Raw genomic sequence first — 11,541 nt, 5'->3', positions numbered from 1 at the left:
ACGCATACTCACACCCATAGAAGCGGAGCCGCCGGTGAAAGGTCCTGAAACACCCAGTTTGATATCGGCAGCGTAAGCACCGGTTGCAAGCATTGCAGTAGCGGCTACTGCAAAAATGTGACGACGAATGTTCATAAAGTCTCCATGACTAAAAATTGCTAATGAATAAATACTTTTTTATAGGTAAAACACAAACGAACAGTTATCTTACTGTTAATACAAAGGCAAAAAAAGGGGCATCTATTAGGGTTTTACATTAGCTTCTAGGGGAGAAAACTCTTAAGAAAAATGCCGTTTGAGTTTGAGTTCAATGCTTGGCCAAAATAAATTCACTATCAAGCCAGCGATCACTAACCCCGCCGCCTCGATCTTCCATGGGGGCAATGGTTCAGCCAGGAAATAAGCGGCAGCTCCCATGCCAAAGATAGGCACCAATAAGGGTGCAGGCGCCACAACCGCTGCAGGGTGCTTGGAGAGCAACCAGGCCCAAGCCCCATAACCAAAGAGGGTGTTGGCCCAGGATTGCCATAAAACACCAGCCCAAGCCCCCACAGGTGCCATGGCTAATGAACTACTCATGTGACTCCAGCCACCCTCAAATAGATAGGACATGACAAATAAGGGTGGAATAGCGAATCCACTTGCCCAAACTACATAGGACAGCATGTTGATCGAGCCCGCCCTGCGACTAACCGTATTAGCTACCCCCCAGGAGAGACCGGCGAATACGACCAAGGCAAGACCGAGAAAAGTAGTGCTGGCATCAGTGTGCAGCGCAATAACTACCAAACCTACGATGGCCACCAGCAGCGCTATTGTTTGATAAGTTCGCAAACGCTCTTTGGCAAAGAACATGGCAAAGCCGATAGTAAAAAATACCTGCGTTTGAATAACTAAGGAAGCGAGACCCGGGGAGATGCGACCATCGATCGCAAAGTACAGAACTCCGAACTGCCCCACTCCCACTGCAACTCCATAAATACAGAGATTGATCCATGAGACTTTGGGTATGGGAAAGAAAAGTGCCAAAGGCAGAAAAGCAAACGTGTAACGAAGTGCAGCAAATAAGAAAGGCGGAAAAGAATGGAGGGATAACTTAATCACTACAAAGTTAGTACCCCACACCGCCACAATGGCTAGTGCCAGCAATAAATGACTCGCTGGCAATGAGTAGCTTTTTTGCGAAATGTTATTCACGCGTAAGTAGTTCTGCTACGCGTTCTGCAATCATCATCGTTGGCGCAGCAGTGTTGCCTGATGTAATCGTCGGCATCGCTGAAGCATCGACTACACGTAGATGATGAATACCTCTCACACGGAGTTGGGAGTCAAGTACGGCCATCGGATCATCTGCGCGCCCCATCTTGCAAGTACCCACCGGATGAAAGATCGTAGTGCCAATATCACCCGCTGCCTTTACCAGTTCTTCATCGGTTTGGTACTGCACACCAGGCTTGTATTCTTCTGGAGCAAAAGGGGCAAGCGCAGCTTGCTCCACAATCTTGCGAGTTAAGCGCAATGATTCTGCCGCTACTTTGCGGTCCTCATCTGTTGACAAGTAATTAGGACTAATAACCGGTGGCGCTTCTGGATCAATTGAATTGATGTGCACACTACCGCGTGAAGTGGGACGTAAATTACAAACGCTCGCAGTAAATGCATTAAACGAATGCAAGTCTTCACCAAACTTCTCTAAGGACAAAGGCTGCACGTGATATTCCACGTTTGCACTTTTTTGCTCAGGCGAACTGTATGCAAATGCACCGAGCTGTGAGGGCGCCATCGACATCGGCCCAGAGCGCTTCAATACATACTCCAAGCCAATCATCATCTTGCCCCAGAGCGTGTTGGCTTTGGTGTTTAAAGTCTTGATGCCATTGACTTTGTACACCATACGCAATTGCAAATGATCTTGCAGATTCTCACCTACGCCTGGTAGATCGGCAATCACTGGGATACCTAATAGATTGAGGTGTGCCGCTGATCCAATGCCAGAGCGCTCCAGAATTTGCACGCTACCAATTGCACCACCACTCAGCAAAACTTCACCGCCCTGCTCAATGGCACACAAGGCCTCACATGTCTGACCATTCTTAATGTACTCAACACCGTAACAATTTTTAGTTACAGGATCAATCTTGAGTTTATTCACTACCGCTTCAGTAATGATGGTGAGGTTGCTACGCTTAGCAGCATCCCTTAAAAATGCCTTTGAAGTATTTAAACGCCAACCAGCACGTTGACTCACATCGAAGTAGCCTACACCAAAGTTATCGCCACGGTTGAAGTCATCAGATGCTGGAATGCCAGCCTGTACAGCAGCATCCTTAAAACGATCCATGATGGGCCAACGCAAGCGTTGCTTAGATACAGTCCACTCGCCACCTTTGCTGTGCCATTGATTAGCAGCACTGTGGTAATCCTCGAATGACATATAACGCTTGAGTGCATTTTCCCAAGACCAAGAATCATCACCCGTTGCTTGCACCCAAGATTCGTAGTCACCTGCTTGACCACGCATATAGATCATGCCGTTGATGGATGAACAGCCACCTAATACTCTGCCCCGAGGGTAAAGCAAAGATCTACCGTTCAGTCCTTTTTCGTTAGCAGTCTTAAATCGCCAATCTGCTCTTGGGTTATCAATGCAATATAAGTAACCAACCGGAATATGAATCCAGATGTAGTTGTCGTTCTTGCCGGCTTCAATCAGCAGGACTTTCTTGCTAGGGTTTTCGGTCAAACGCTTAGCCAACATGCAGCCAGCACTGCCCGCTCCGATGATGATGTAGTCGTAAGTGTTTGTTTGAGTCATGTTCTTAACAAATACCTGTTTTAGTTAATGGTCTCTATTATTTACTAAAATCACTCTTAATACACCAAGTAGTACTTCACAAAGAAATTATCAATATTGATCTAGGTAAGCTAATGCCCTCTGATGAATCAAACTTGAGCCATAAGGAAGTATTTGACCACTTAAGAAGCGCCACCTTTTCGGCTGAAGAAGCTGCAGAGTTTTTAGAAATCTCTATTCCCACTTTGCGAAGATACGTTCAGACTGGAAAATTAAAGCCGTCTTCAATCATTGGCAGAAACCAATTGTTTTCCAGTGCCGATCTGAAGCTATTAAAACAAAAAAACAAGCAAAGAATAGCTAAAGTTCAATACCCGTCTAAAATAGCCATATGCATATTAACGAGAAGAATCGCACTCCAAAGCTAGTTGAGGCTGATGAGGGTCCCAGCAAGTCAGAGCTAAAGCGGCAAATGACCGAACGCCAGAAACTGGCTGAAGTTTTAGCCGCTTTGAGTAGCGATGCCCTCAAAACGATTCCTTTGGATGAGGCCATCAAAGCCGCTATTGCGGAAACCAACAAGATTAAAAGTTTTGAGGCAATTCGTCGTCACAAACAATATCTTGGCAAACTCATGCGCTTTCTGGATGCAGAAGAGTTAGATGCCATTCAGAGACGTTTAGATGCCATTCAGGGTGTTAGCAAAGCTGAAACTGCTAAGCTACATTTTCTAGAAAGCTATCGCGATAGATTGATTGCGAACGACGAAGCATTTACTAAGATGATCGAACAATATCCCGATATGGATATTCAGAATATGCGCACCTTGATTCGGAATGCGCGTAAAGAGAAAGAGCAAAACAAACCGCCTAAAGCTTATCGTGAGATCTTCCGCGTTCTCAAAGATATGGGTCTCTAAGCTTAGCTTGCCTTAGATCTTAAGCTTATTCGCTGGAACTTCTATCCAGCGATAAACATAGTTGGCTGCAATCACGCTAGTTATTACAACTACCAACATTAATGCAATAGCCAATGCGCCACTTTCGTGAGCATACAAACCGGATGCAATGTAGAGCGTGCTTGCCAGCAGGATAAATGCGAAGTGAATTAAGAAAGCGCAATATGAGCGCTGACTTCCCCAGGCAATTGCTTTGCCAATACTCTTTTGAACAATTTCTTTAGGATATTGAGCGTCACCCCATAAGTACAAAGCAAGCGCCACAAACCAAGCGAGAATGTTTCTAAGCCATACCTGCTGAATCGAAGCGGCTGCAATAATCAAGCCAATCAAAATCAATGCCACCTTCGCTAAGCGCTTGATTCTCGGGTCCTCAAAGCGGCTCGCTAAATACGCTAAAACACCTAAGCCGTAGGATCCAATAAAGTAAATGAAATAGGCTTCATAGTCACCAGAGCGATTAAAAAATAATAGAGAGCTCACAGCCAATACACTGATCAACCAAATTAACGCCTGATATCTCGGAAAAGAGACAAACAAGATTGCTAGTACTGAATACAACTGCCAGTCAATTGCGATATACCAAGCTCCAGCAGAAATGGAATCTAAGCCCAAGATTCCTTGGATAAAAAAGAGGTGCGCCAAAAATTGCGCAAGGGTTTCTGATTGGCCAACAAACTCATCGTTGACCCAGAAGCGCGCAATGTAGGCGCAGGCAATAGTAAAAATAAGCGCGGCAGCATAGGGGGCGAATAAACGAAGGTAGCGATTCAATATCAGCCTGAGTAAACCATTGGCGCTAAATTGGATATTGGCATAGCGACTTAAAGACTGAGCCGCAAGATAGCCCGCCATCACCAAAAAGATTTGCACCGCATAACGGCCATACTCAAACAGCCAAGTCATGAGATCTGGAAGAACACGACGCGCATCTTCCGCAATTTGCCCATAACTAGAAAGATGATGCAGGATGATTAATAAGGCCGCAAAGACCTTTAAAGAATCAATCAGAAAAAGCGGGGCTGCTTTCTTCAAAAATTACTTTGACTTGGATTTGCCCATCAAAGAAGCTAGCAAGGGATTTGCACCCGCTAGCTCTTTTTTAGACTTTGCTGCGGCTTCAGCCGAGCCTGGCTTAGGAGACTTAGCAGCGTTCTTCATTCCCTGCGCAGTTTTCAAAGCCAAGTTCTTATAGAGATCGGTTTTTTTCATTGCCATGATGCAGACTTTTTATCCTATATTTCTACTCTATAAATCTATATCAACTAATTTGCTATTAATTTATTTAATTAGTGAGCGTGCTGCTAAGCCCATAAATAATAATGACCAGCCTTGCAATAAGAGCTCAATTGCAATCAACATACCAGGAAGCCAGAGGCTAGATTCAGGATAGCCACTCATGATAAGTACGCCCATCAGAATAGAAAGCGCTGAAGAAACTACTAACCAGAACGATTCGCGGAAGTGACGATGCTGAAATGCAGAGATCAAACGCAAGGCGCCTGTAACAAAAAAGATTGCGGCCAACCAGAGAGTAATTGCTTCAAGCGCAGGAATTGGGAAAGCCCAAGTAAAGATTGCTGCAGCAATATAAAGTGCCGCGAGTACGAGCTGTACACCTACGCTTTTCCAACCGTGTGACTTGAGGGCATGAGCACCTTGCAAGATGCCGCCAGCAAACAAAAAGATGCCCAAGACATTGATCGTTACAAATGAAAACAGTGTTTGACCAGCAATGCCAATCATACCCAGCACGATGAATAAAATGCCTAGACCAATTAAGGCCCCTGGAATCTTGGCGGCAGCACCTAATACTTTTGTGCGGATTTCATTTATTTGTGCTGTGTTGAGTTCGGCCATCTTGTTGCTTTCTAGTGAGGTAATTGCAAAATAGCCTCTACTGTATCAACAAACCCTATTTAACCAAGAATTAAGCTGTTTAGCTGACTCTTAGCCACCCCTTGGGAGAGTGCAGTACAAAAAAGGGTATTCTTTACTCTTTTACAGCCAATCTAATGAGATTGTTAGCAAAGAAAGTTTTAGCATGGACAACACTCTGACCGTTATTTTAGGTATCGTCGCGATACTTTTACCGCTAGTTGTAGGGCGTCTTTACTGGAAACGCTTTGACCATTATTTCGGCAGAGGTGATGAGGTCTACATGGATAGCTTGGAATACTTTCTCAAAAAAATTGGCTCAACTATCTTGATTGCTTTTATTATTTTGTGGATTGGCATCAGCATGGTATTTAACGGCAGCGCCTCATAAAGCTATGGGCGATCAATTCAAGACCATTCTTCTCAAAGCAAAGCTCAACTTTGCAATCCTGGCGTCTATTTTGATGATCGCCGTTTTGGGGAAAATGACCAATCCAGAACTTACGAATAGCATCTTTATTACAGCAGACCAACTCGTCTCTGATCTCTACATCGTATTTATTGCTATTACCTTAGGGGCTTTCGTACCTAATTTTAAGTTGGTGGCGTTTGGCTCGATTGCCGCATTCGTTATTGCTGCAGTTCTAGTGCAGATGGGCGCCTACACCTATCTCACAACTGAGTACTTATTTGCAGTCTTAATTGTGGTGCTAGGCTTTGCTTCTATTGCAAACCTCTACAGGCACTATCGCGAAAACGGGCTTTGATGCCCTAAAAGTTAGCCGCCCTGCTTCTCTAAGTAGGCAAGGTGGATTGACTTCAAATCTTTCAGCTTTTGCCACAACAGTGCTTTAGGCAAATGTATCTGCAAATTTTTGATTGATTTTTCTAGCTTCCCCTCACGAGATAGCAGTTCATCTATGGCCTTCTGAAGGTCTTTATGAATACTATTTCCGTATGCATCAAATGACTTCTCAAGAGCATTTTTTAACTCTGCTTTTTCTGGGTTAAGCATTACCAAATCAATAAGATCTCTACTAAAAACTGCCTCATCATTCCATCGATCGGAATTAGCCAATAATTTACTGGCAAGCAAATCCATTCTTGTTAGCGTAGTAATGCCTTCGATTTGATCTTGGGGGTCCGGTTTCTCAAAAGCAATCCTCCCCTCCAAGACGATCTCAAATTTCACCCGCACGTCTCCAGATTGAATGACCGAGCGAATGCCGTACTGATCGGCCTTAATATCTCTGGCCAAGATTAATTTGGCTCCATTTTTGGCAATCGCATAAATACCCTGAGAATCCGTTAGCAAATTCCGCAACTCTCGATAATGCTCTTTATCAGAGATCAGAAAATCAATATCAACAGACTCGCGATATTCATCTTGCGACAAAGCAATTGCTGTGCCGCCACCAAAATAACAATGATGATCTCTCAGCAGATCTCCATTGATCTGCCGAAGAATATCTGCAATAACCTGGTGGTGTTTCTTTTAAACAAGTAATTGCTCCATGCCTCTTGTATCAACCAATCTTTGTATCAACGCTCGCTCATGTCTTTGCAGATTATCCAAATCCAAGAAGCGCTTATTTCGCTCATAGATCGATACCGCTTCAGCATCAGTTAAATACTCGTCATCTTTTAGCTGCCACGCTAAGGCTTTTAGTTGCGGAAAGTCTTTAATCCGAATATGAGGCATTTCAGAATTCTGAACATAATCTTTAGTAGCCTCTCCCTGAAGGGAGCCTAAAGGCATCAAAGCTAAATGCAAACCGAGCGCCTCACAAACCTGCAAATAAGCGCCCATGCTGACACTAGGCTCCCCCTTTTCAATGCGATGCAATGTCACTCTTGAAATGCCCGCTACTTCAGCACAAACCTGAGCGCGAATCCCCAAAACCTTTCTTCTAGCCGTTATTTGGCCACCCAAACGCAGAAGAGAAGGTGGGTTCTGAGTGGCTTTTTTGCCCAGGAAATCATTCATAATGTTTCTTATTATATACATTAATTAATAATTGTAAATTATAAGAAACATATTTAAATAACCGCCTCCCAGACACTACCACCATGACCAGTTGGCATCATGCCTGTGGCGAGCCTCAAAAATGGGGTCCGCCAAACCCATCAACCAAAGCCTCATGACTCGGTTATTTCTCGTTCTGCGACGATGCTCAAACGCCTTCCGATACCAGCGGGGCGCAGAGCTACCCATAGTGACTTGTGTATCTGAATGAAAGATCGCAATTGCTTTTCGACCGGCTACAGATTTAGGGCTATGACGAATAGTAGATCCGCCACTAAAAAAGGCCTTCCAGTCTTTCAAGACCCAAGCATATTCATGTTGTTGATTTTTGCGTCTATAAGTTCTCGACATGAAAAACTCCTCATACTTTTATTAATTAGTTACATCATGTCGAGCTCCTTAGTGAAATTGGGAAATTGCTAGGCAATAAAAAACGCAGTCATGCTTAGTGACTGCGTTTATTTTAAAGAATTGTAAAACCCTATTCAAATGATGGGGCTGGGGTAAAAAATTTTACAAGCTACTAATGACGATTTTGCATGTTATGAACTCTGCACATTCATTCAATCTTTAGCAAAACTAATACTGGTTTATTTATTTCCCACTAACGATACCGGTAAGATATTGATTGAGCGGCTCGCCTACTTTGCCTGCAGCATAGTCAGACACATGGGCTCCGTAAGAGTACATTCTTCTACCCTCTTTTTGATATGAGCACACACCCTCTTCTTTAGAACAAAGATAAGGTGTTGCATCAAATACATACACTGCATTTGGGTGAGCCAAGGCAAGCTTGTTTAGTACTGCTCGGTACTTTGCTGTAAATGCTAGATATTGATCAATTGGCATTTCACAGGCTGGCTCAATCTGATTAAAGTTATCCAGAACAGAAATTCCTACTTTGCGATGAAAGCAATCTTGCGGCGCCGCTAGGTGTGGATTGTCTACCAGTAACACTACTTTTTTATGGTTACTAATGAGTTTAGTGACAACACTATCTAGACCTTTATAAGCCTCGGCTTGGTCGTATTCACTGGCATCAGCCATAGAAGGCAAAAGACTGTTGCTTGAGAACGTGAGGAGTACCACTTTGATATTGGGATTGGCGATCAGCTGCTCAACCGCTTTATCGGTATATACGGAATCTTTAGCGGATACATTCTGCCGAGCATTTGAGAGATAAGGTCGCATATTCTGGGGGCCGCCAGGCCCATTAATAGTGAGCCAGCGATATTGCGGTACTGAGGTACGAATCAAGCCAGGCCAGAGTGATGTCGCGTGACTATCGCCTATCAATGCAAACTGCGCAGGCTCACGCCGATCTTGCAAACAGCTGGCAAAGAAATGATTGAGGCTCGAGTCAGATAGTCCACAACCATCTTCCTGAAATCCACCATTACCACCATCTTCACCAGAAAACTCAAATTGAGTGATTTGATTGAGCGGTCTTTTTTCAAAGCCATTTTTACTGAACACTAAGGCACAAGCTAAAACGATAGCCATACCTAAAAGCAATACCAATGCTTTCTGTTTGACGGAGTCGTTATTGCGCAGCGGTTTCTCAATGAACAGATACGTGAGCCAAGCAAGAAGGACTGACAAAGCAACCAGCATCAATCTTTGCACAACAAATACTGGACCCCAGATCTGAGCGTATGAGAGCAAGATCCAATGCCATAGATATAGTGGGTAGCTAATTAAGCCCAATGCCACCATCGGGCGGCTAGCCAAGAAGTATTGATTAATCCAAGCGCGTGGACCCGCAGCAATCAATAGTGTTGCGCCCAATACAGGCAGTAGCGCGAGTCAAGCTGGAAAGCGGCTATGCGCATAGGTCACCGTCACGCCAACAACGAGCATCGCAAAGCCCAAGATTGATACTATTTGTGGCAGCGAATAGCTTGCCCAGCTAGGAAGTTGAATTCGCCCTGCACCATTTCGACTTGAAGCAAGGTTTGCAATATATGCGCCCGTCAACAACTCCCAAAAACGCGATTGAGGTGAGTAGAAATCCAATACCGGTGAGTGATGAGCATAATCAATATTGATCGCAAATGATATTACCCACAACGCCACAATCAGAATGTCAATGCGCAGCTTGCACTTATATCCCAGCCATAGAATTAAAGGCCAGATGATATAAAACTGCTCTTCAATGGCTAGGGACCATAAATGCAAGAGTGGTTTCTCTACAGCGCGACTATCAAAATAACCAGCCTCACTGAGATAAGTGAAGTTGGAGAAAAACCCCACCGCTGAAATAAGATGTTTACCGAGGATTTGTAATTCAGATGGGAAAAGAAAAATCCATCCCAGTAGAATCGAACTTGCCAATATCAATAGCAACGCCGGAAAGATCCGAATGATGCGTTTGCAGTAGAACCAAACAAAACTAAATGTATTGGTGGAGAGCCCCTTCAAAATGATTGAAGTGATCAAAAATCCCGAAATGACAAAAAAGATGTCGACACCAATAAACCCGCCATGAGCCCACTTGGGAAAGGCGTGATAGATGAGCACCAGCAAAACTGCTAAGGCTCTCAATCCATCAATATCTGGCCTATAAGCCAAGATATGGGTGCTGTTGTGGGTATCTTTCAAAGACGACTTGGGTGTCAAAAGTTCTAATAATCATTGAGAATACACAAAAGGAGCCCCAGATTGTGGCTATGGTTGGCGGGGTTTTTAGCCCCAGGCTTCGTCCTATATAAAATATGGCTTAGAAGGCTATTACCCGCCTATTTTTTATCTAGAAATCCAATAAACATTACATTTTGTGTAGCCGTTTATTTTTGCTGTATTCGCAGCCATTTAAAGCTAGAAGCCCACTTGAGCAGCTCTGGAGCACGGCAAACACCCTAAAGAGACCATGTAAAAAAAAGGGGGGTAATGCTGGGGCTTTACAAAAAGGAAGCAATAAAAAACCAGCAAAACAGGGTTTTTGGGTGCCTAAGTGGAAATACTGATGTCTTTTTGACTAACTGCAGCTAAATCCTAGAAAAATTTGTATTGCTCTAATTATTGAATTACAATTAATTTTGTATATACAAATTCATTAGGCTACGAATGAAAAATTTAATAATTAGCGAGCAGGTGTTAGCTCACATTTGGGATAAGCATCAAATACGAAGAGTGGATGTAGAGGAGTGCTTCTTTAATCATATTGATAACAGGTACATTGAGGATGATAGGGCCCACAATAAGACAAACCCGCCAACCTATTGGTTTATTGCAGAAAATCACCAGTGCGTAAAACTAAAGGTAGTTTGCGTTTTCAAGGCTGGTAATGTGTACTTAAGAACGGCATATCCACCAAATGAAGTAGAATTAAGTATATACAAAAACGCTAAGTAATCGCTAAATTTATTTAAAATGAGGACACAAATGAGCACCAAACAAGTTGCAACTGAAATTGCAGACACTCCAGAGGCGTGGGAGAACGGTGAGCTTGGTCAAAGCCTAGATCACGCAGTCGTTGCTTCTAGCAAGGTTGCCTCTGAAATGGATGAGGCCCTTGGATTGCAAATGATTTCGATTCGGTTAAATAAGGATTTAATTGATGCGCTTAAGCTTTTAGGCGTGAAATATGAAATGGGTTATCAGCCACTAATGCGTGAGGCGTTAAAGCGCTTTGTAGAGGGGGAATACAAAATGATTGCTCAAGAACAGCTTGAGCGACAAAAAGCCGAAAAGAAAAGGGCCGCAACACAAAAACTAGCAAAAGTCGCATAAATCAAAAGCCCCAAAAGGGGCTTTTTTCTTGGCTTAAATTACACATCTGAACAGGAACAGGATAAATAGCCTGGAAAACCTAAATAATCTATATGCATTTAAGTTATATAGGATCAATTTTTCAGTATTTTGAGGAATATTGAAAACCCATGA

At 43.5% G+C, this 11,541-nt stretch carries 15 protein-coding genes and 1 pseudogene; 5 read left to right on the top strand and 11 right to left on the bottom strand.

What is annotated here, in order from left to right; genetic code table 11:
• The 3 genes and pseudogenes from JaK3_RS10835 to JaK3_RS03245 form a co-directional block, all read right to left on the bottom strand.
• Window positions 1–135: pseudogene (locus JaK3_RS10835) on the bottom strand (ABC transporter substrate-binding protein); the annotation flags it as partial.
• A gap of 144 nt (window positions 136–279) precedes the next feature.
• Window positions 280–1,167, bottom strand: a complete 888-nt coding sequence (locus JaK3_RS03250) for an EamA family transporter (RefSeq protein ID WP_205627489.1) — start codon at window positions 1,165–1,167, stop codon at window positions 280–282.
• A gap of 22 nt (window positions 1,168–1,189) precedes the next feature.
• A complete protein-coding gene (locus JaK3_RS03245; RefSeq protein WP_068320620.1) occupies window positions 1,190–2,815 on the bottom strand; it encodes a GMC family oxidoreductase in 1,626 nt (541 codons plus the stop codon).
• Between the two features lie 113 nt (window positions 2,816–2,928).
• On the opposite strand from JaK3_RS03245, the gene JaK3_RS10485 reads away from it, so the two are divergent.
• Entirely contained in the window at window positions 2,929–3,222 is a 294-nt protein-coding gene (locus tag JaK3_RS10485) for a helix-turn-helix domain-containing protein (RefSeq protein ID WP_082786352.1), read from the top strand.
• The gene (yjgA, locus tag JaK3_RS03240; RefSeq protein ID WP_068320618.1) at window positions 3,186–3,713 is read left to right on the top strand and encodes a ribosome biogenesis factor YjgA; all 528 of its coding nucleotides are present in this window, start codon (window positions 3,186–3,188) and stop codon (window positions 3,711–3,713) included. The genes JaK3_RS10485 and yjgA overlap by 37 nt, the downstream gene beginning before the upstream one ends.
• A 12-nt stretch (window positions 3,714–3,725) precedes the next feature.
• Here yjgA and JaK3_RS03235 read toward each other — a convergent pair whose 3' ends face one another.
• From JaK3_RS03235 to JaK3_RS03225, 3 genes are all read right to left on the bottom strand, one after another.
• A complete protein-coding gene (locus JaK3_RS03235) occupies window positions 3,726–4,787 on the bottom strand; it encodes an acyltransferase family protein (RefSeq protein WP_068320616.1) in 1,062 nt (353 codons plus the stop codon).
• Window positions 4,788–4,790: 3 nt separating this feature from the next.
• Window positions 4,791–4,970: a hypothetical protein gene (locus tag JaK3_RS03230; RefSeq protein WP_068320614.1), complete on the bottom strand. Its 180-nt coding sequence runs from the start codon at window positions 4,968–4,970 to the stop codon at window positions 4,791–4,793.
• A gap of 63 nt (window positions 4,971–5,033) precedes the next feature.
• A complete protein-coding gene (locus JaK3_RS03225) occupies window positions 5,034–5,612 on the bottom strand; it encodes an HdeD family acid-resistance protein (protein WP_068320612.1) in 579 nt (192 codons plus the stop codon).
• Window positions 5,613–5,796: 184 nt separating this feature from the next.
• On the opposite strand from JaK3_RS03225, the gene JaK3_RS03220 reads away from it, so the two are divergent.
• Both JaK3_RS03220 and JaK3_RS03215 read left to right on the top strand, forming a co-directional pair.
• Window positions 5,797–6,021 carry a hypothetical protein gene (locus JaK3_RS03220; protein WP_068320610.1) on the top strand — a complete coding sequence of 75 codons (225 nt, stop codon included), beginning with the start codon at window positions 5,797–5,799 and terminating at the stop codon, window positions 6,019–6,021.
• 4 nt (window positions 6,022–6,025) lie between these two features.
• Window positions 6,026–6,397: a hypothetical protein gene (locus JaK3_RS03215; protein WP_068320606.1), complete on the top strand. Its 372-nt coding sequence runs from the start codon at window positions 6,026–6,028 to the stop codon at window positions 6,395–6,397.
• Window positions 6,398–6,408: 11 nt separating this feature from the next.
• Here the strand turns inward: JaK3_RS03215 and JaK3_RS03210 are convergent, their stop codons facing one another.
• The 5 genes from JaK3_RS03210 to JaK3_RS03190 all read right to left on the bottom strand — a co-directional run bounded on the left by JaK3_RS03210 (window position 6,409) and on the right by JaK3_RS03190 (window position 10,275).
• The gene (locus JaK3_RS03210; RefSeq protein WP_420865682.1) at window positions 6,409–7,086 is read right to left on the bottom strand and encodes a nucleotidyl transferase AbiEii/AbiGii toxin family protein; all 678 of its coding nucleotides are present in this window, start codon (window positions 7,084–7,086) and stop codon (window positions 6,409–6,411) included.
• A gap of 39 nt (window positions 7,087–7,125) precedes the next feature.
• Complete coding sequence (locus JaK3_RS10830) at window positions 7,126–7,617, bottom strand: helix-turn-helix domain-containing protein (RefSeq protein ID WP_068320602.1); 492 nt, start codon at window positions 7,615–7,617, stop codon at window positions 7,126–7,128.
• Between the two features lie 75 nt (window positions 7,618–7,692).
• Window positions 7,693–8,007, bottom strand: a complete 315-nt coding sequence (locus JaK3_RS03200) for a hypothetical protein (protein WP_068320600.1) — start codon at window positions 8,005–8,007, stop codon at window positions 7,693–7,695.
• Window positions 8,008–8,250: 243 nt separating this feature from the next.
• Entirely contained in the window at window positions 8,251–9,444 is a 1,194-nt protein-coding gene (locus JaK3_RS03195; RefSeq protein WP_150114189.1) for an acyltransferase family protein, read from the bottom strand.
• A gap of 18 nt (window positions 9,445–9,462) precedes the next feature.
• On the bottom strand, window positions 9,463–10,275 hold the full coding sequence (locus JaK3_RS03190; protein ID WP_082786351.1) for an acyltransferase family protein: 813 nt from the start codon (window positions 10,273–10,275) through the stop codon (window positions 9,463–9,465).
• Window positions 10,276–11,040: 765 nt separating this feature from the next.
• Here JaK3_RS03190 and JaK3_RS03180 point away from each other — a divergent pair.
• The gene (locus JaK3_RS03180) at window positions 11,041–11,388 is read left to right on the top strand and encodes a hypothetical protein (protein WP_068320591.1); all 348 of its coding nucleotides are present in this window, start codon (window positions 11,041–11,043) and stop codon (window positions 11,386–11,388) included.
• The last annotated feature ends 153 nt before the right edge of the window (window positions 11,389–11,541 follow it).

Origin of the sequence: Polynucleobacter yangtzensis (assembly GCF_001595965.1) — a bacterium.
Taxonomy (GTDB): Bacteria; Pseudomonadota; Gammaproteobacteria; order Burkholderiales; family Burkholderiaceae; genus Polynucleobacter; species Polynucleobacter yangtzensis.
The sequence above is the reverse complement of the archived record's forward strand: the minus strand, read 5'-3'. Positions and strand labels throughout refer to the sequence as shown.

Bases quoted from the DNA above. Each gene is read 5' to 3' on its own strand.
- JaK3_RS03245 (WP_068320620.1), bottom strand. From the start codon at position 2,815: ATGACTCAAACAAACACTTACGACTACATCATCATCGGAGCGGGCAGT.
- JaK3_RS10485 (WP_082786352.1), top strand. From the start codon at position 2,929: ATGCCCTCTGATGAATCAAACTTGAGCCATAAGGAAGTATTTGACCAC.
- yjgA (WP_068320618.1), top strand. From the start codon at position 3,186: ATGCATATTAACGAGAAGAATCGCACTCCAAAGCTAGTTGAGGCTGAT.
- JaK3_RS03230 (WP_068320614.1), bottom strand. From the start codon at position 4,970: ATGGCAATGAAAAAAACCGATCTCTATAAGAACTTGGCTTTGAAAACT.
- JaK3_RS03225 (WP_068320612.1), bottom strand. From the start codon at position 5,612: ATGGCCGAACTCAACACAGCACAAATAAATGAAATCCGCACAAAAGTA.
- JaK3_RS03220 (WP_068320610.1), top strand. From the start codon at position 5,797: ATGGACAACACTCTGACCGTTATTTTAGGTATCGTCGCGATACTTTTA.
- JaK3_RS03215 (WP_068320606.1), top strand. From the start codon at position 6,026: ATGGGCGATCAATTCAAGACCATTCTTCTCAAAGCAAAGCTCAACTTT.
- JaK3_RS10830 (WP_068320602.1), bottom strand. From the start codon at position 7,617: ATGAATGATTTCCTGGGCAAAAAAGCCACTCAGAACCCACCTTCTCTT.
- JaK3_RS03200 (WP_068320600.1), bottom strand. From the start codon at position 8,007: ATGTCGAGAACTTATAGACGCAAAAATCAACAACATGAATATGCTTGG.
- JaK3_RS03180 (WP_068320591.1), top strand. From the start codon at position 11,041: ATGAGCACCAAACAAGTTGCAACTGAAATTGCAGACACTCCAGAGGCG.